Below are 19293 nucleotides of genomic sequence, written 5' to 3'. Positions count from 1 at the left end.
AGGAGGAGTTATGTTCAAGCAACCAGCCCAACGGCTCAGTTTTGGTCTTTTAATCATGATCATCAGTGCTTGCCAAAACACGCCAGCAGCCCAACCAACCCCAAGCCTGCCACCAACCGCGACCAACATTACGGCCAGTAGCAGTGTTCAAGGCTTAGTAGCCCAAGCTTCGGCGACGCTTGCCCCTACCCAAGCCCAACCAAGCGCGACAACTGCGCCAACTCAGGCTTTGCCAAGCCCAACCCAAGAGCTAATTGCAACGGCCACTAGTGAACCAACCCTTGTTGCAACTGAAGTTGCTAGCTCGGTTCAAACCAATAACCCCTTGCCGCAATTAATGCAAATGCCGTCAATCCCGATTCAACAAATCAACCCTAATTCTCATGGCTTATTGGCCTTCCCAGCAAGTTTGCCAGCCCGTAGTAGCCAACCGATTAACGAAGCATCGCTGCCACAAATTGAGCTATTACAAACAATCGGCCTAGGCACGCTACAAAGCGGTGATTTTGCCCCCAATAACGAATTTGTGGTGGTGGCAACTAGCTTGGGTTTTGGGGTTTATAGCTTACCCTTGCTAAAACAAACCTATTTTGTGCGCAGCGCTAGTGCGATCAAAGCGATTCGGGTTAGCCCTGACAATACAATCATCGAAGCGTTAATTGAAGTAAGCAGCGATCCAGCCTTGGCAGGTATCTGGTCGATCGAGCGCTATAACGCCACAACGGGCGAGTTTATTGAACGCCTAGCAACTGACGATACTGACTACACTTGGAATACCCAACCAACCAATTACGATCAGCCGAACCCACGGATTATCAGCCCTGATGGTCAAATCGAGGCGCGTTTTGCGATTCCTGAAGGTGTACCAAACGACAGTAAAGTTAGCCTGATTCGATTGGCTGATCAACAAGTTATTTATGCAGGCAATAGCAGTAAGCACTTGCGATTTAGCGCCGATAGCAGTCAAGCTTTGTTATTTGATGATCAAGCGCTGACGGTTGTCACGCTTTCCGATGGGCATAGCCAAAGCTTCAAGTTTCCGGTTTATTATCAACCTACGTTTAGCCCTAATAGCCAATTATTGGCGATTGCCAGTGGCCAGCAAATTCTCAAGCTTGAGCCAACCAGCTTGGCCTACGAAATACCACGCCCAATCTTCTATCGCTTGAATCCGAAACCCGACTTCAGCAGCGATAGCAACCAGATTAACCTTGGCGTAGGCCAGTGGAATTTAAGTGAAATGAGTGAACTTTGGCAGCAACAACTCTATGGCATCGATGATGTTGGCTACAATTTTATTATCGGTGATGCCGACCAACAGATTGTGGTCGAATCGGTCAATCGCAATCAGGTTGAATTGCATGTTTCGCAGGCTGGCCAAGCACTCTATACCCGCCAACTTGATCCAGTCTATTTGGTCGATTTGGTGATTGTACCCAATCAAAATCAATTAGCACTTGTTACTGAGCAAGGTCAGGTCAGTTTGCTTGAGCTGAGCACAGGCACAACTTTGCAAACAATCGATCTCAATCAAGCAGCTTTGGCGTTGGCCGTTAGCGCTGATGGTCAAAGCTTGGCCGTCGCCACCCAACCCTCTGAGTCAAGCAATATCTGTGCAGTTGTGCTTGATCGCGCAAGCCTACAAGTAACCCAATCAATTCAGTGCCACAGTAGCAGTCAAGCGTTTGATTCGCGCTCTTGGTATCCAGCGATTCAATTTAGCCCCGATAGCCAATTGTTGCTGCTACAATCTGCTGCACTTGACAATAACCTAACTGAACCAAATCTAATTATCTATCGTGTTAATGATGGACAAGCCTTGTTCAGTGCCAAAAATGCCACTATTGCGCCCGATCAACGCTTGATCGTTTCGGTTGATCGTGGGCAGTTGCAGTTTTGGGGCATTCGCGAGTAATAGAACATAGAGCAAAGAACATAGAACATAGAGCATAGGAGTGGTCGGTTTCAGGCACAAGGCTCTAACGCAGCTGCGTATAGGCTATGGGCTATCGGGAGTAGGTTGGGATATCAAAAGCCGAAAGCCCATAGCCTTATTTCGTGCCCTTCGTGGATCAAAACCTATCTGGCCGCTTGATTTTGAAAAGAAACTCGTATGATCATATCAACATATGCTAAAATGGAGTAGGAGTAGTCAGCAGCATGATCAGTTTGGTTGTGCTGCTTCAATTAAAAAGGATTAAGCACCCATGAGCCAAGCCCTTGAGCAACTTCGTGACCATCTGGCGACAATTCGCGATCTCAACCATACTGCTGGACTATTGTCATGGGATCAACGTACCCAAATGCCACGCGGCGGAGCCAGCACTCGTGCCGAACAATTGGCCACGATTAGCCGCATCTCGCACGAGCTATTTACTAGCGAAAAAACGCTTAAATTGCTCGATGCAGTCAATGTTGCCGATTTGCCGCCCGACTCTGATGATGCTCGTTTGATCAGCCATACGCGCTACAACTACGAGCGTTCGAGCAAATTGCCTGCCGAATTTGTGGCCAAACAATCGCGGGTACGCGCTTTGGCGGGCAAAGTTTGGGAAGATGCTCGCGCCAACTCCGATTTTGGCCAATTTCAACCCCATCTTGAAACGATTGTTGAGATGGTGCGCGAACAAACTGAATTTTTGGGCTACGAGGAACATCCATACGATTCCTTGCTCAACAGCTATGAACGTGGTTTAACCACCAATCAAGCCATTGGCCTATTCGAAGAGTTGAAAGCTGGCACTGTGCCGTTGGTGCTGAAAATTGCCGCCATGGGCGACGATGGCCGCGATGCCCCGTTGCATGGTAATTATCCTGAAGCCTTGCAAGAAGCGTTTGGCAAAAAGGTGACTGTGCGCTATGGCTACGATTGGAATCGTGGTCGCCAAGATCGCAGCACCCATCCATTTTGCAGCAACTTTGGCCGCAACGACGTGCGGATTACCACGCGCTTTAATCCTAATTGGCTCTCACCAGCCTTATTCGGCACGCTGCACGAAACTGGCCATGCGCTCTATGAACAAAATATCAAGCCTGAGCTTGATCGCACGCCACTTGGGCGGGGCACATCGTTGGGCGTACACGAATCGCAATCGCGCATGTGGGAAAACATCGTTGGGCGTTCGCGGCCATTCTGGGAATTTTTCTACAGCGATTTGCAGGCGACCTTCCCTGAACCATTAGCCAAGGTCGAACTGGAAAGCTTCTATCGCGCGGTTAATGCGGTTAAGCCCTCGTTGATTCGGGTTGAAGCTGACGAACTGACCTACAATTTGCATATTCTGTTGCGCATGGAATTGGAAATTGCCCTGGTTGAAGGCACGCTCAAGGTTGCCGATTTGCCAGAAGCTTGGAATGCCAAAATGCAAGCTTACCTTGGTATCACGCCACCCAACGATGCCGAAGGTGTCTTGCAAGATATTCACTGGTCGGGCATGATGTTTGGCTACTTCCCAACCTACACCATCGGCAATGTGCTTTCGGTACAATTGTTCGATACGGCGATCGCCAAACATCCTGAAATTTGGGATGAAATGCGGCGGGGTGAATTTGGCACATTGCTAGGCTGGATGCGGGAAAATATCCATCAACATGGCAGCAAATTCTTGCCCAATGAGTTGATTAAACGCGCCACAGGCCGCCCAATGGATGCCGCACCGTATGTCAAATATTTACAAACCAAATTTGCTGAGTTGTATTAAACACTAGCTGTTTGGAACCCATAAAAAAGGGACGTAGCAAATTTGCTACGTCCCTTTTGCGTTTGGTGAGCCGGGTGGGACTCGAACCCACAACCAGCTGATTAAGAGTCAGATGCTCGACCATTGAGCTACCGGCCCAAACAGCGTCTATAAGTATACACAGCCTCAGATCTTTTGTCAAATTGGTAGTTCGGGGTTGGAGTGCAGAGCTAGCAGCAGTTGAAACCACGAAACCCGAGGCTCTGTTCTAGGTGGTTCTGACCTATTCAGGCCTTCTTCGGTTATCATAGGTGCGTCAATTGATGAGGAAGCTTGTTATGAACCTGCCAGAGATTGAAATTTTGCAACAAGCACATACTCAATTAGCCAAATTGCCACTCAAGCGGATTCCCAAGCGCCAGCAACCTGCGCCTGAATCGTGGTTGCCTTTGCATCCAGATCCTAGGTTCATTGGGCGTAAACGTTATTTGCAACAGTTGGCTCAGGCGATGGCAAGCACCGATGCAACCGCAAGTACTCCTGTCGTGGTGATTACTGGAACGGGTGGGATTGGTAAGACCAGCCTAGCCCTTGAATTTGCCTATCGCTATGGGTATTACTTTGCAGGCGGCGTTTTTTGGATTAACGCCGATGATACCAATTCAGCTCAATATATGGTGTTGCCCAGTATCGATACAATTTGGCGCAAAATTTACCCCACACGGACGTTCAGCTTGGTCGAGGTTCAGGCTTTTTTTAATCGCCCCATCCCACGTTTATTAATCTTCGATAACTGTGAAAACGAGGCATTGCTTGAACTGTATCGGCCTGCGTCTGGGAGTGGCTGTCGAATTTTGGTGACGAGTCGCAACCGCACATGGTCGGCGAACAAGCTTCGCCAATTAACCCTTGATGTGTTGGAGCCAAGCGAAAGTTGTGATTTACTCCAGCGTTTGACTCCACGGCTGAAGCCAACTGAGGCAACCCAATTGGCTGAGGCTATTGGTTATGTGCCCTTGGCGCTTTCTCTGGTTGGCCACACCTTGGGTAAAATTAAGCCAACCCTTGCACCCAGTCAGTATCTTGAGCGGTTCCGTCAGGCCTTGCTCGATGAACGAGAACTGAATGCCCAAGATTTAGCTGAAACCGAACAGCCTTCGACGATCAATCATCAAGCGAGCATCGCAGCTACCGTGCGGATTAACTATGATTTGTTGGTTAAAGCCAAGACTGGCGGCGATTTGCTTAAACTGCGACGTTTGCTAAGTTTGTTGGCCTGTTGTGCGCCAAATCTGCCGATTCCATTGAATGCCCTAAACTTGGCAACTGGATTCAGTCAGCCCATGCTCAATCGGCTCTTGCGCCAACTCGTGCGAGCGGGTTTTATCCAAGCCAGCGATCAACCGCAAATGCATGGGTCAATCGCCGTCGTGATTCGTTTGCTTGAAGCTGGGCAGATGGAAATTGCCGCTGCTGCTATGAATTATGGCCTAATCAACGCTAGCAAAATTGCTTGTGAAGAAAGGGCAATGCAAACCCTGAATGAACTTGAACCACATTTGTATCATCGCTATTATCACGAAAGCGAGCGCCCAATTTACGCTGGGCAGTTATTGTCCCAATTGGCGCAAATTATCAGCCGACGTGACGATTATTGCAGTGAAGAGCACCGTTAGCGCGAGTTATTAGATTGCGATCGGCAAGTATGGGCCTGAACTTTTGTGACCCGCTTAGGACATGAAGCATCGTTAGGTTATGGGCTTTTGGCTAGCGTTGGTTATGTAGTAATATCCAAAATTATGCCGATAGCCTAGAGCCTCTGGGTTAAAATCCTTGGCCCTTATATTTTTTGATTTTTGACTTCTATCTTTATTCTTCAGTATTTTGACCCTTGGCCTCTAAACCCTGACCCTGCTTCCTCAGCGTAACCGAAACCAGCCATTGCCAAAAACCGCAGCTTTGCCAATATGCAGCGCCGAGGCCATCAGCAACAAGGCGGTTAATTCGGGCGTAATCCGTGAAAAATCAATTGTGCCAACGACTCCGCCAAACTGCATATTTTGACCAGTTGCCGCCGAAGTGCGACCCCATTCAACCCAACGAGTATGAGCGGCCTCAAATTGTGCCGCCCGTGCTTGGTTGAATAATCGATCAAGATCGCAATTCCAAGGTTTTGTGCCGTATAAACTATTCATTTGTTGTATCCGCCGCAGGGCAGCCCCCACAATCAGCGGCAAATCGAATTGCCGTGCCAACTGACCTTGCTGTTTGAGGCGGGTTGGCGTGACAAATTGTAATTGCCAGCGGCTCTCAAAACGCTGAGCGTGATCAAGAAAAAATTGTGGTTGCAGCTGCGCCGCCATGCCAAACCACTGGCCATCCTTTAATAATGGAATGAATTGCTGGCGCTGGCTGGAAAAACTATCAACTTGGCTCAACTCAGCCATCGCCCGATCTTCGCCTAAACCTAAGCGACCCAAATGCTCAAAGGCCGCAATAATCGGAATGACATGGCGTTCAGCTGAGCCAATCAAAATCAAATCGAAACTTAATCGATCGCCAATGCTAAACTGGGTTTGTTCATCAAGTGGCGGGCGCACAATAAATGGCCGTGGTGCTTCACGAACTCCAACTAATTGATTTTGTGGTGCTTCAGGGGCAAAAAGGTTGCGATAAGGGCAGGCAACTTGGCAATCACTCACATTCTCACAGGTTGGGATGCAAAAAACCTTGCTGAGTGCGCGACCCCAGCCGCCGCGCAAAAGTGCGCCCTTCCAACGTGGCAAGCGGGTTTCAGCCATAAAGCGATAGGCGAAGCGTAAATGAACCAGTGGCAAATCTGGCAAAAGTTCCATGCAATCTTCCTCTACATACATTGACTGCTACTTACACCCAGCATAGCATACACGTGGTGTTGATGGATGTCTACGGTAATCTTTTAGGTATGTTGAGTGAAATAATTCATGATTTGGTCGCGAGCAACGTTTAATTAACGAGCGCTCAATTATAGATATCTATACATTTCAAATGGCTTGCAAGGATTGCTTTGTGTGGTTCGCTAGCGAGGCTTCAAGGCTAGCCGATCAAGCAGGAGTCAATAGATAAGCAAGCTATGGCAAACGGCTTTTGGTACAAGGAGCGAATACCTATGTCAGTGCAAGAACAAGCGAAAGAATATGTTCCAGCGGGTTCCTACCAACGTACTAGCCAAAACATTAATGTAACGCTTACCGCGCTTTGTCAAAAAAATGATGGCAGCTGGGTGCAATCGCCACCGTTGAGCTATTCGGCTAACCAAGCTGGCTCAATCACCGATTTGGCCAATATGGATGGGGTTTTAACCTTGTTCACCGATAATCCAGCGAACCATAATGTCTCAGATAATTTGGGGCCATTCGTGCCAGCAGGCTCGTATCAACGTACCAGCCGGCAAGTTAGCGTTACCTTAAATGCAGTTTGCCAAAAAATTGATGGGCAATGGGTTCCCTCGCAACCCCTGAATTACACCGCCGATCAGGCTGCTAAGGCCAACGATATTGCCAATCGTGATGGTAATTTACGCCTAGAGTAAAATGTCGATTTTCGCGCTGGTTGGCTAAACTCGCTGACCAGCGCGATTGTTTGATTTCTTCGATCCAACAAGCAGCGCTTTTTGGTATAGTAGTTGCAGCTTATTGCGACGAGGATACCTACCATGACGCTGTTGGAGCTTGCTCCCGCCCCTGAAACTGAACCCTTGTTAGGGCCAGAACGCCGTTATTTGGCTCAATTATTGGCTCAGTATGCCCCACATGATGGGCGGTTTGATTTGGCTTTTCCTCGAATCTATGCCATCCGTGAATCGAAACCGCATCAACGTTCGATCCCTGCGCTCTATCAGCCCAGCATTTGCCTTGTGGCCCAAGGATCTAAACAGTTGGTTTTGGGCGATCAGACCTACAATTATGATGCTGAACATGTGTTGATTGTGGCTGTCGATTTGCCAGTTGCCGCCCAAATTACCCAAGCCAGTGCTGCCGAGCCATATTTGTGCTTCAAGCTGGAGTTTGATCCGCAGCGCGTGGCCGAATTGGCGCTTAAAGTCTATCCGCAGGGTATTCCTGCGCCAACGCAACTGCGAGCAATTTCGATTGAACGCACCAATCGTCAGTTGGTACAAGCTGCGAGCCGCTTGCTTGATTTGCTCAGTCAGCCTGATGAGGTCGAATTGCTGGCTCCGTTGGTGATCGACGAAATGATTATTCGCTTGTTGTGTAGCCCATTTGGTGGTCGGCTGGCTCAAATTGGCCAAACCACTTCGCGAGTTACCCCGGTAGCGCAGGCGATTAGCTGGTTGCGCCGCCATTTTGCCCAACCTTTGCGGGTTGAGGAGCTTGCTACGCTGGCGAATATGAGTGTTTCGGCTTTTCATCTACACTTCAAGGCGGTTACCGCGCTTAGTCCAATTCAGTTTCAAAAAACTTTGCGTTTGCACGAAGCGCGGCGTTTATTGGTCGCGACAGCATTGGAGATTGGGGCAATTAGCCAGCAAGTTGGCTATGCCAGCCTCTCACAATTTAGCCGCGAATATCGGCGCTACTTTGGTTGCTCGCCAACCGAGGATTTGGCTCGTTTGCGGCGTTCAAGTGCTTAGCCAAGTTCAGCCTGATATTGCTCGTCGCTAACATGCTCCAGCCATTCAACGACTGCACCATTTAGTTGCTCTTGAATCGCGATATGGGTCATGGCCGTGGTGAGGCCAGCGCCATGCCAATGTTTTTCGCCTGGGGCAAACCAAATCACATCGCCTGGCCGAATGATCTCGATTGGGCCATCCCACCGTTGAGCCAAGCCACACCCCGCCGTGACAATCAAGGTCTGACCCAGTGGGTGGGTATGCCAGGCGGTGCGTGCGCCTGGCTCGAATGTGACACTTGCGCCGCGCACTCGTGCTGGTTCTGGCGCTTGAAAGAGTGGATCGATGCGAACTGTGCCGCTAAAATAGGCTGCCGAGCCAACTTCCGAAGGCTGCGAACCACTACGTTTAATCTCCATACTAACCTCATAGCTAAACCAATCATTGCCAGTATAGTCAATTTTCCTTTAATGGCGTTGCCTGATGCTCGGCGATTATTGCCTAATCTTCCAGCGATTTAGCAATTAATTTCCCATGGCGCGATCGGTGGATCGAGCACAACGCTACGATCGATCCAGCGTAGCAAACACCATGTTGCTCGTTCCAAGGCGGCTTGTTCATTCATCACTAGCCCATCAGCATCAACGAGTAAATTATTGACGAAAACCATGATCACCTGCTCTAAAAAGCTGCCACCATTGAATACGTGTGGAAAATAATCATGATTTTGGATGATTTGAGTGGGAAGTGTACCCAAGGCCAGTGCCTCACCGAAATGCTGGAAGGCAGCGTTAAATGTACGATCTTGGCTGGCTGGGGCTAATTCCCATAGCTCGATTGGATGAGCACAGGCAATCGTTGGGAGCATGCTTTGAGCCACCCAAGTTGCCGCCCGATTTAAAGCCGATTGGCCTGAACCATGTGGGGTTAAGCAATTGTTGCTGAAAACGGCAAAGCTAGCGGCAAAAACGTGACGATTCGCCAGCAAAAATTCAGCATAATCTTCATCGAAAATATCGGCATCGTGGTAAAAGGCTAACAGTGTGCTATTGCCAAGATAAAAGCCAAAATGCCAAGCATCTTCGCGCAAATCAGCCTCGATATGCTGGCTTAACATTCTAAACCTCATTCAGTTAATTTGATAAATCGGGCTAGCGACGGAACCACATCCTGTTTTAAATACGCTATAAGTCGCGTTTCTAACATATTCAGGGCTGCTACAATTGGTTCAGCTGCTCCTTGATAGGCATTCGTTTCTACCCAATCCCAATCCAGCGGGTTAAGAAAGCGTTGGAGCGTTTCGATTGGAATGATGTATGACATATCGCGTTTGTTATATTGCAAGACAAACGGTAATTTTCGGAACATGCGTTGATTTTGCTGCTGCATTTTGGCAACGTTTTTGAGGGCAATAATATTTGACTGTAATTTATTGCGCTGTGAATCAACTACGAAAACCACGGCATCAGCAATACTAATCCACTCATTGATGAAACTAGTATCCATGGCTACGCCTTCTTGCCCAAGACAGTGTAGATATAGCTGCCAATCACCAAGCTGCTGTTGCCCAAGCACACTACAACCAATAAAACGGAACATTTCGGTTGCATAACGCTGTAAAGGGGAAATAAGCAATTGCTGTTGCGCATGATAACGGGCAATCTGCCGAATCGAAGTTGTTTTACCACCCATTGCTGGGCCACAATACAGCACATTGCAATGAATAATTTGGTTGATTGCATCGAAAAAAGCCATACACTGCTCCAATAATGTTGATCTTATTGTAAATCAGGTACAGCATTAAACTGACACATTTAGCCATTGTGACAACCATTGTCATCGGGGTTGTTTATACTCTAGCCATCAAACGAGCACTTTGCGTTATAGGAGAATGTTCCCTTGAACAAAGAAACATATTTACATGATGCCTTGCAATTGCCCAGCCAATCGTTTACCTATATGGTGAGCCAGCAATTAGCCGCGCATTACCCTGAACAAGGCATTCTCCAAACCGGAGATTGCGATTTTGATGTGCGCAGCTATGCTCAAGCTGGCTTGTGTCAGGTCCAGGTTCATCAACAGCCCTATCCGCAAATTAACTATTCATGGCTACGGGGCGAGGAAGGTGGTGAGATTGCTCGTTCGCTCGAAAATGCTTGGCAAACGATCACTTGGCAAGACCAGAGCTTTGATTTATTGCTGCTTTCGTGGATGGCCTATGGTAGCTCCTATAGTATGCAATGGTTGATTGGGGCTTCACAAACAGCTATCGAAGCATTTTTCAGCGCAGTCTGCGATTGGAACACCCAAATTCGCGATGAAATTATGGTGTTCGATGAAGGCAGTTGGGAGAAAAGCCAAGAATTATACTATGCGATTCAAAATGCCTCGCTTGATAATTTGATTTTGCCTGGGACGCTTAAACAGGATATTTTTCGCGATTTGCAGCGCTTTTTTGAAAGCAAAGCCACCTACGAACACTATAATATTGCCTGGAAACGCGGGATTATTCTGGTTGGCCCGCCTGGCAATGGCAAAACCCACATGATCAAAGGTTTGCTGAATGCCTTAGATTACCCATGTTTGTATGTCAAAAGCTTCGATGCTCAATATTCGACCAATAACGCCAATATTCGGGCGGTGTTTGATCGGGCACGCCGCAGCGCTCCCTGTATCGTGGTGCTGGAAGATTTAGATTCGTTGATCAACGATACCAACCGAGCCTTCTTTTTGAATGAAGTTGATGGTTTCAACGCAAATCAAGGGGTTGTGTTGCTGGCGACTACCAACCACCCTGAGAATATTGACCCTGCGATTATGAACCGGCCCAGCCGTTTTGACCGCAAATATTACTTTAGCTTGCCCGAACTGGCCGAGCGTTTGGCCTATATTGAACAATGGAATACGGCGCTGCATAGCTCAACGCAATTAACTGAAGCTGGCATTCAGCAGGCCGCCGAAGTAACCGAAGACTTCTCATTTGCCTACTTGAAAGAATTGTTTGTTTCAGCTTTGATGCGCTGGATCGATATCAAAGACCAAACTGATATGGATACCGTGATTTTGGAGCAAGCCACATTCTTGCGCGAACAAATGGTGACTGAAGACCCCGAAGCAGCCGAAGAGGAAACTGAAGACGACGAAGAATAGGTTAGCTGGTTTGCTCTCGCCCAAAAATCAACACTTCAGCCCGATCGCGGTAACCAAGTTGACGATACAGCGGTGCGCCAAGGGCACTTGCCACCAAAACGCTGTGTTGGCAATTCTTGGCTACCGCATCATTTAATAAGTGTTGCATCAACTGACGTGCGAGGCCGCGCCTCCGAAAGCTTGGCGCGGTCACCACCGAATCCACCAGCGCAATTCCCTCAGGCAAGTTTACCAAGCGGGCAACTGCTGCTAATTGACCTTCAATGTCGATCAAATATTGGCCAAGTTGCGCATCATCAATTCGCCCAAGCACAAATGGCTGTTTGGCAAATTCAGTGTTGTTTGGCAAAACGGTTGTTGCGCTGAGCCGTTGTACGTTGCTTTGTGGCTCAGATCGAACATCGCCCAGGACACAACTCATTAACGTTTCGTGGTGTAACGGCTGATAGCCTAGCGGAGCCAACACACTCGCATAATCGCTAGGAGTTTGGCTGAAGATGGTGAGCCAATGGGCTAGCTGAGGGTGCTGTTGGCTGATCATGCGGCCAAAATCTGCTACCTTGGCAGGTTGACCTTGATCGAAGATTAAAAATTCATCGCTGCGCCCATTGATTACCTCACCAAAACTGACGTGGTAGTGTTGACCCATCCGTCGAAGCTGGGTTGTCGCCAAAGCCCGCGAATAGACCCAACCCCGCACGAATCCATCAACCACCTGTTCAAGCGCTAATTCCATGCTGATCCTTTGAAAAGATTGGCTTGCAATGGAGCATAGTATAGGCTAAAAGCCAAGCGAGCATGATCAACCTCGATCATACTCGCTTGGCCTGCCAGATCTCCTGAAATAGAGCTACGAGTTGGCTGAGGTTTTTTTGCGGCGTAAGAAGGCGATGCTGGCGGCAAAAACCACCAACGCAGCTCCGGCGATCACAGTTGCCGCGATATCAATTTGCACCGATTTGCCTTCACTAGGAGCCATGGCCAGTAAGGTATTGAACCCAGCAATGATAAAACTTAAGATAACTGCCAACCAGCCCCATACTTTTTTGCCAGTGAAGGCTAAAGCGCTGAGTACAAGGCTTAGCCCAACTGTGCCAGCGATTAGGCTATACAGCACTTTGGCTCCCGATTCAACCAGATCGCTCTCTTCTTTGAGCACATCGATCACGCTAACGCTGATGCTGCTGTCGGTGGTGCTGGAAACGAAGGGCAGAAACAGACCAACAACCATAATCAAGCTACCAACCACCATCAGAATTGCGGCGATTGGCAGGGCTTTGGGTTTGCTGGCGAGGGCTGGGCGTGTTGCTTGCGACATGACGATTGCTCCATCAGTAAAATAGTTGATGGAGCAATCATAGGCCGACCGACTAACATTCGAACGAACATGAACTAACGTTTAGGCTAACATTTACTTAATGGTTTGTTTTAGGGGTTATTGGGTTGCTCGTCTGGTCTGATTACTGTATACAACCTCGTTATAGAGATAGACCATTTCATAGCTTTGGAATCGTTTAATATCATCCATTATAGGTATAGAACCACTATGTTGGTGCATATACACAATCCTCTCCAACCAAGAAAATTCTTTATAGGTAATGGTTCCAGAAATTGGTGAATATTCTTCCATACAATTGATATCAAAGCACTCCCCCCATTCTAGAGTTGTCGTAACATATCCATTTGCCTTACTTTGGTTATAAATTAAATAGATGGATTGAGGAGTATTTCCTTGTGGATTATTAGCCATTCTATCTAGTGCTTCCATATACGTTTTTATAACCTTGGCGGTCTCTGCGCCAAACATATTTACCATCTTATCAAAGTCTATAGCAAATGTTCCTCCTATAATGTCTTTATATCCGATTGATACATCTGTACTTTTGATCTCAAATCCGAGATTTTTGCTTTCTAGATAGGCTTTGAGTTTTGCTAATGCACGTCGTGCTTGAGCGGGAGATTTAATAACTGTTCGCACATGACCGCTTGGATCAGTATAGGTTAGTGGGTTGTTCTGGACATAGCTATAGCGATTGAGGCTTTGCGGGTTGGCTGGCCCCCACGGTGTGCCAATTTCTTGCTGTTGCGATTGACTCAGGGTAAACCATGGTGTGCTACGTTGTTCTTGGTTGAGGCTCATGGTAAAGGCTGGGTCGGTGAAATCGGTGGTCAATGAGCGTAAACCACTGCCATTCATTGATCCGCTTGGACTGCCTGGTACAACCGTATCGGCGCTGATAAAGCGACCAATCTTGGGGTCGTAGTAGCGTGCATTCATAAAGATCAAGCCGGTATCATCGCGATATTGTCCGGTATAGTTGAGTTTGGTACTGCTGGCTCCACCTTCGCGAATATTGCCCCATGGGTCGAATTCTTGTTTATGTTTCAGTCCACCGCTGGCGTTGGTCACGATGCTGACCGAGCCAAGCTGATCGCCATGCAGATAGCTCATGGTGTTATCGCTATCACGTTGGGCCACAATGCTGCCATTGAACGAATAAAGTTTGCGAGCATTTACGCCAAGCGTATCTTCCCAAGCCCCTTCAAAGTAGATGATTGTTTGGCCGTTGGCGATGCGAGCACTGCGCTTGCCATCAGCATCGTACACATATTGTTCTTGAACGCTATAGGTATCAACCGTTGGCTGGTTGGGGCTGGCGATGCGATGTGGGCAGGTAATGGGTGGAATTGCCTCAGGATTACTGGCATCTGGGATGCGTTCGTTGCCATCATCACAGCCACTGCCACCACCGCTGATAGGTGTACGCACATACGATTCAACTTGCACGAGGCGGTTGGCGTAATCCCAGCTATAGCGGTTGCCGCTGCCATTGGCGCTCGTGCCCGCGTAGGTGGTGCTGAGATTGCCGTTGGCATCGTAGTTGTAGTTTTTGCTGCCAATCGTGGTGGCGGCATGCGGTCGAGCGCTGCCAGCAGCCGGATACGTATAAGCGGCACCAGCTTTGCTCAACAAATTGCCGATTGAGTCATAGCTCATGCTTTGGTCGTATGCACCAGCGCTATCGCCGGTTGTCCATGCGCGGGTTAGGCGATTTTGGTCGTCGTAGTTGAAATATTGAATTTGGCGGGTTTGGTTATTGCTGCCATTATCCCATGTGCCGATGCCATTGATATTACCAACGTTATCGTACCAATAGTTACGGGCGTAGAGATTGGTGCCTTGGGCTGAAAAGATTTCGAGCGTTTCTAACAGCCGCGTTGGGTCGTCGTAACGATATTGGTTGTAGCTGCCATTGCCATAATTGACGCGGGTTGGCTGGTTGAGCGCATCATAGCTGGCTCCGGTCACATAACAACCACCAAGCGATGTACACAGGCTATATTCATTCCAAGCAGCGTCGTAGTTGTAAGTCACGGTTTCATCGATTGGCTGATAACGGCGGGTTTTGACCCGATCCGCGCTATCGTAGCTGGTCAGGATATGGTGGGCTTTGGTAAGATTGGTGTTGTGCCCACTGAAGATTTCGCGGCCACGAGCATCATACTCCCAGCGCTGGAACGTTTGAACTGTGCCATTGGCCAGCACGCTTTGCATCGAGGTGCGGTGGCCCTTGCCATAGTTGTAGCCAGCGGTTTGTTGCCCAACAACATCATAGAAATAATCGTTGTGGCTGCCATCAGGGAAGACTTGGCTGGTCAAACGGTTGAGCGCATCGTAGTTAAAGCTGACCGTTTGGCCTTTGGCATTGGTTTGACCATTTAAGTTGCTAGCGGCATCGTAGCTATAGTTATATTGGCCCATATCGGGGTCTTGAATGCGCATTTTGCGGCCAAGTGAGTCGTAACGCATAGTGGTGGTGTTATTTTGGGCATCGATTACCGTTATCAGCCGATCAAGCGCATCGTAGCCGTAGCGCGTGTTGGTAGCGACTGACCAATTGGTCGTGTATGATCCCCCACAAGCGTAGTTTGCCCAATAGCCAGTGGCACAGTTGCCGCTAATTTCGTTGACCTCACGCAAGCGCCCAAACACATCGTAGCGATACTGCGTGCGATGACGATTTTGATCGATCACATCATCATACAAAAAGCTCGTGGTTACGCCATAATGGTGCTCGACCGTTCTATTGCCAGGGCTAGTGATGACCAAGGGCCGATTCAAGCCATCGAAACTTGTGGTCGTTGCTTGATAGAGTGGATTGCTGGCGGGAACATAGCCCCAGAAATTGCTGGTATCGCTCACATAACGCGGTTCGGATTGGCTGGTAGCTCGGCCCAAACCATCGAAGCTGGTATCGTTGACAATGTGTTGGCTGCCGTCGATACTCTCAGCTTTGGTTTGGATCTCTTGGCCAAAGCCATTGTAGAAGTGCAGAATTGGCCGGAAGTAGCTCTGACCAGCATCTTCACGTAGGCTCACGAGGTATAAAACTGGGCGATAGCTATCATAATAATCGATATGCGCCGTTGGAAAACTGCTGCTATCGCCTGGTTTGATCAAGTTGGTCATGCGGCCAAAGCTATCGTAGGTTGCTGAAGTGGCATTCCCATTCAGATCGAATACTTTTGTTACCGTACCAAGTTGATAGTCATATTCAGCCTGTTGACTCTGATTGAGCGGGTTGGTCTCGCGAATTGGGAAGGCATGGTAGGTGCTATCGTATTCGATGGTGCTGGTACGGGCGGCAGTTCCCTTGCCTGGCACGCCATAGTTGACCACGCCATTGGTATTGATGCGGGTGCTGTAATCGGCGTTATAGCTGGCTTGGCTTGTGCGATTGCCATACTGATCGTAGCCATATACCGCATCGGAGCCATACAAGGTTGTACCCGTTAAGTCGGTTTGCAGCGGCAGATTAAAGTAGTGGCTTTGGCGGGTGAGTAAACCGCGTGTGCCAAGCAGATTGGTGTTAGTTGCACCATCGTAGAAATTGGCTGAAAGCGTCAAATAACGGCCTGCGCCATCGGTTGTGGCGGTTTGCCATGGCCGATCAACGATATAGCTATTGGCATCATCACGGGTTGTATACCAAGCAAGTTCTTTGCGTAACACCGTGCCAGTATCATCAGCAACCCGTTTTTCAGTTAAGTTGCCATAAGTTGATTCATAGACTGAGCTGGTGGTGATGCTGCGGGCATTGGTTGTGCCTGCTTCGTAGGTGCTTTCGGTGGTTGCGGCGGTATAGTTGAAGGCTCGCCATAAGCCAGCCCGTTTGTAGTTATTGCTTTGAGTGGCGTGGGTGGCATTGCCATCATTGCCATAGAACGGCAAGGCGACGCGGGTATAGCTATTGGCTGTGCGACTCAAACGCGATCCATTAAACCATGTTTCTTGGGCGATAACCTTGCCCTTCCAACTTTCGCTATCGCGCATGGCAATGTAGCAGCTATCGCTCACATTCACATATTGGTTGCCAGACGCAGGGGTGATAATCGCTGGCGAACAGGGAGTGGCGGCGCTGCCACCGTTGCCTTGATGGAACCATGTTTCGGTGGTGCGCAACAGTGGTGTGGCAGTTGTGTTGCCATCATACACCCGCTCACTGACTTGAGCATGCCCGCGAAATTCGCTTTTTTCGGCGTGTGCCAAGGCAAAACGACTATCGCCATTGCCACTTTCTGGGTATTGGGCATAGACCACTGCTAACGAATGGCCATAATCGTTCAACGCGGGATAGGCATAGCTGTAGGTGGTCAAATAGGCGCGGCTATAGGCTAAATTACTGGTATCAGCTTGAACGACGTTGGCCACACGATAATAATTCTGGTAATACTTGGCATAATCAGCAACTCCTTGACTCCAAACATGCTCGTAATTGATGGTTAAGAGGCCACCTTGGCCGTTATCAACCTGGGTTAGGCGGTTCCAGCCTGGGGTTGGCTCAAGCGCATTGCCTTGGCTCATGCCATAGTTAAAGCTGATTGCAGGCAAGGCTTCGTTATTTTTGCCCAGCCGCTGAACATTGGCCAAGGTCAATACCCGCTGCCCATTGCTAACATCCGTGGTGAGGCTATTGGCAAAAGCCGCATAATTGAGCTTATAGGCTCGCATTAATTGATATCTGCTTTGGCCTGGTGGCATGCTCAGCACTTTAATTTTGTCGATGCGATAGGCTTCGTGCGGCGTGCCAGCCTTGCCCATCACCCGTGAAGTGGTGTACTCCCAGTTCAAATCGACATTTTCAGTTGGAGCCGACCAGCGTGGACTCATGTCGAACGAGAGAGCATAGCGAGGTGTGCCCGTGCCAGGGGTTGCGCCATCATAGCCCCAAAAGACATTTTGCAAAAACCATGTTGGGTGAATTGGCTCAGCGGCTTGAATTGTGTCAACATAATATTGATAGACAATCGTATTGCCACTTGGATCAACCACCTTGGTCAGCAACCATTTGTAGGTTTCAAAGCGATTGGATGGGGTGTTGGTTCCCCAGCGCAAAGCTTGATTGAATTCGTAGCGTGTGCCATTCTTGGTCCAGGCCGTCCAAGTGTCGCTGCTGGCCGATTTGCGCAGTTTAACAAACGTTTCATCGGTGGCATGCCATGTCCAGTTCGATTCGGCAAGATTGGTGTAATTGCCATCGAGCGGCTGACCACGCACCATATCCGATGATTGACCATCGAAAACCAGGCTAAAGCTATCCCATTGATGATCGCTGGAGCCAGCGCTAGTATTGCGGCCAATCGATCCGCCGATGCCTAAATCCCAGCCTTTGCCAACTGAGCTGGCTTGCCATAATGGCCGTGCTCCGTTGCTACCATCGGATGCAGCGCTGGAATAGCTTAAATTAACCGCTGGTTTGTGCCCCGCAGCTCCAGCTGGAACCTCGATCGGCACGCTATAGCTGGCCGCACCAGTAAAACCGCCGCCTTGAAAGCCTTGCAGGGTTGGCAAATAGGCGGTCGATGGCGAAGACCCATCGCTTAAATTGAAGGCTCCATCGTTGGTAATCGTCGCTTTGGCCACATGATTAATTGCATCAATCGTGGTGGCGATGCTTTGCCAACTCTGGTTCGTTTGATCATACTTAAACAAACGAAGGGTTTGCTCTTGCAGCCCAAGCACTTGCAATTCTTCAGGGCTATAGTGAAATTGCAATTCAACAGGCGCAAACGATTTTTGAGCAGCCTGAATTTCAAAGCTGCTAAACCCACGGCGTTCGGGCACAAATTCGCCATAGCCGAGGGCTTTTTGCCGATTGGCTGTGCTTTGATAGGGCGAATAGCTAAAGTTGGCCGAGGTTGTGCTAGCAGTCAAAACCAAGCTGACCCGTTGGTCGTTGCTGTGGATGGTTTGGCCGTTGGCTTGCCAAATATCAACTTGCTTGGCTGAAACTTGCGGTGCGATCAATGCCCCAGCGCTGAGGGTGGCTGGCTGTGGCAAATTGTTGGCGTTTGCTTGAGGATTAAACAACAATGCGCCATGTTCAGGGCGACTGGTAATTCGCAGACTGCCAGTTAACGCCTGTTGGCTTTGCGGTGCTAAGCGTTTAATCTGCCATTGCCAGTGCGTTTGATCAACCAGATTGGGGGTTTTAAGGGCTTGCGCTCCAGCCGGAACTGGCAACGATACAACGATATTTTGGCCTTCAGTGGTGCTCCGGTTGATCAGCATGAGCGTAAACGGCACCGTTTGGCCGATGCTGACCTGTTTGGGCAGATCAAGCTCGAAGGTTAAACCAGGAACAGCCAATGCTTTGGTGTTTGCTAGTTGCACCGCCTGCTGCTTGGGTAGTGCATAATCGACGGCTTTACTTAATGGAAGCTCTTGGCGTTGCGGGGCAATCGCCGTTTGTTGGGCATAGGTAGCAGGAACCAGCATTTGAGCCAAGCTACATGCCAGCATGAGCATGCTTAAACGCTTCCAACGATGATTGGGCAGAATCATTC

13 protein-coding genes and 1 tRNA gene are annotated in these 19293 nt (G+C 49.0%); 6 read left to right on the top strand and 8 right to left on the bottom strand.

Going from position 1 to position 19293, the window contains the following annotated elements:
• The first annotated feature begins 10 nt into the window (after positions 1-10).
• Both LCH85_06555 and LCH85_06550 read left to right on the top strand, forming a co-directional pair.
• Entirely contained in the window at positions 11-1915 is a 1905-nt protein-coding gene (locus tag LCH85_06555) for a hypothetical protein (protein MCA0351639.1), read from the top strand.
• A 292-nt stretch (positions 1916-2207) separates the two neighbouring features.
• Positions 2208-3701 carry a carboxypeptidase M32 gene (locus tag LCH85_06550; GenBank protein MCA0351638.1) on the top strand — a complete coding sequence of 498 codons (1494 nt, stop codon included), beginning with the start codon at positions 2208-2210 and terminating at the stop codon, positions 3699-3701.
• A gap of 63 nt (positions 3702-3764) precedes the next feature.
• On the opposite strand, the gene LCH85_06545 is transcribed toward LCH85_06550, so the two are convergent.
• Positions 3765-3839, bottom strand: a tRNA-Lys gene (locus tag LCH85_06545).
• A gap of 179 nt (positions 3840-4018) precedes the next feature.
• Between LCH85_06545 and LCH85_06540 the strand changes: the two genes are divergently transcribed.
• The gene (locus tag LCH85_06540) at positions 4019-5356 is read left to right on the top strand and encodes a hypothetical protein (GenBank protein MCA0351637.1); all 1338 of its coding nucleotides are present in this window, start codon (positions 4019-4021) and stop codon (positions 5354-5356) included.
• A gap of 243 nt (positions 5357-5599) precedes the next feature.
• Here the strand turns inward: LCH85_06540 and cas6 are convergent, their stop codons facing one another.
• The gene (gene cas6, locus LCH85_06535) at positions 5600-6535 is read right to left on the bottom strand and encodes a CRISPR system precrRNA processing endoribonuclease RAMP protein Cas6 (protein MCA0351636.1); all 936 of its coding nucleotides are present in this window, start codon (positions 6533-6535) and stop codon (positions 5600-5602) included.
• 293 nt (positions 6536-6828) lie between these two features.
• Between cas6 and LCH85_06530 the strand changes: the two genes are divergently transcribed.
• On the top strand, positions 6829-7251 hold the full coding sequence (locus LCH85_06530) for a CVNH domain-containing protein (GenBank protein ID MCA0351635.1): 423 nt from the start codon (positions 6829-6831) through the stop codon (positions 7249-7251).
• A gap of 123 nt (positions 7252-7374) precedes the next feature.
• Positions 7375-8313, top strand: a complete 939-nt coding sequence (locus LCH85_06525) for an AraC family transcriptional regulator (protein MCA0351634.1) — start codon at positions 7375-7377, stop codon at positions 8311-8313.
• Here LCH85_06525 and LCH85_06520 read toward each other — a convergent pair.
• From LCH85_06520 to LCH85_06510, 3 genes are all read right to left on the bottom strand, one after another.
• Positions 8310-8714, bottom strand: coding sequence for a cupin domain-containing protein (locus LCH85_06520; GenBank protein MCA0351633.1), 405 nt, complete (start codon positions 8712-8714; stop codon positions 8310-8312). The two genes, LCH85_06525 and LCH85_06520, sit on opposite strands and share 4 nt — an antisense overlap.
• Before the next feature lie 98 nt (positions 8715-8812).
• On the bottom strand, positions 8813-9412 hold the full coding sequence (locus LCH85_06515) for a hypothetical protein (protein MCA0351632.1): 600 nt from the start codon (positions 9410-9412) through the stop codon (positions 8813-8815).
• 8 nt (positions 9413-9420) lie between these two features.
• On the bottom strand, positions 9421-9987 hold the full coding sequence (locus LCH85_06510) for a hypothetical protein (protein ID MCA0351631.1): 567 nt from the start codon (positions 9985-9987) through the stop codon (positions 9421-9423).
• 207 nt (positions 9988-10194) lie between these two features.
• On the opposite strand from LCH85_06510, the gene LCH85_06505 reads away from it, so the two are divergent.
• Positions 10195-11445, top strand: coding sequence for an ATP-binding protein (locus LCH85_06505; GenBank protein ID MCA0351630.1), 1251 nt, complete (start codon positions 10195-10197; stop codon positions 11443-11445).
• A 1-nt stretch (position 11446) separates the two neighbouring features.
• Here the strand turns inward: LCH85_06505 and LCH85_06500 are convergent, their stop codons facing one another.
• The 3 genes from LCH85_06500 to LCH85_06490 all read right to left on the bottom strand — a co-directional run bounded on the left by LCH85_06500 (position 11447) and on the right by LCH85_06490 (position 19291).
• Entirely contained in the window at positions 11447-12181 is a 735-nt protein-coding gene (locus tag LCH85_06500) for a GNAT family N-acetyltransferase (GenBank protein ID MCA0351629.1), read from the bottom strand.
• 114 nt (positions 12182-12295) lie between these two features.
• Positions 12296-12763, bottom strand: a complete 468-nt coding sequence (locus LCH85_06495) for a hypothetical protein (GenBank protein MCA0351628.1) — start codon at positions 12761-12763, stop codon at positions 12296-12298.
• A 117-nt stretch (positions 12764-12880) separates the two neighbouring features.
• Positions 12881-19291 (bottom strand): hypothetical protein, encoded by a 6411-nt coding sequence (locus LCH85_06490; protein MCA0351627.1) that lies wholly within the window; start codon positions 19289-19291, stop codon positions 12881-12883.
• Positions 19292-19293 lie beyond the last annotated feature (2 nt).

This window comes from Chloroflexota bacterium (assembly GCA_020161265.1).
Lineage (GTDB): Bacteria > Chloroflexota > Chloroflexia > Chloroflexales > Herpetosiphonaceae > Herpetosiphon.
Note: the sequence above shows the minus strand (reverse complement) of the source record. Positions and strands in the feature narration are given on the sequence as shown.

Coding starts and splice junctions, on each gene's coding strand:
- LCH85_06490 (MCA0351627.1), bottom strand. CDS start 19,291: ATGATTCTGCCCAATCATCGTTGGAAGCGTTTAAGCATGCTCATGCTG.
- cas6 (MCA0351636.1), bottom strand. CDS start 6,535: ATGGAACTTTTGCCAGATTTGCCACTGGTTCATTTACGCTTCGCCTAT.
- LCH85_06540 (MCA0351637.1), top strand. CDS start 4,019: ATGAACCTGCCAGAGATTGAAATTTTGCAACAAGCACATACTCAATTA.
- LCH85_06550 (MCA0351638.1), top strand. CDS start 2,208: ATGAGCCAAGCCCTTGAGCAACTTCGTGACCATCTGGCGACAATTCGC.
- LCH85_06530 (MCA0351635.1), top strand. CDS start 6,829: ATGTCAGTGCAAGAACAAGCGAAAGAATATGTTCCAGCGGGTTCCTAC.
- LCH85_06555 (MCA0351639.1), top strand. CDS start 11: ATGTTCAAGCAACCAGCCCAACGGCTCAGTTTTGGTCTTTTAATCATG.
- LCH85_06515 (MCA0351632.1), bottom strand. CDS start 9,412: ATGTTAAGCCAGCATATCGAGGCTGATTTGCGCGAAGATGCTTGGCAT.
- LCH85_06525 (MCA0351634.1), top strand. CDS start 7,375: ATGACGCTGTTGGAGCTTGCTCCCGCCCCTGAAACTGAACCCTTGTTA.
- LCH85_06500 (MCA0351629.1), bottom strand. CDS start 12,181: ATGGAATTAGCGCTTGAACAGGTGGTTGATGGATTCGTGCGGGGTTGG.
- LCH85_06495 (MCA0351628.1), bottom strand. CDS start 12,763: ATGTCGCAAGCAACACGCCCAGCCCTCGCCAGCAAACCCAAAGCCCTG.
- LCH85_06520 (MCA0351633.1), bottom strand. CDS start 8,714: ATGGAGATTAAACGTAGTGGTTCGCAGCCTTCGGAAGTTGGCTCGGCA.
- LCH85_06510 (MCA0351631.1), bottom strand. CDS start 9,987: ATGGGTGGTAAAACAACTTCGATTCGGCAGATTGCCCGTTATCATGCG.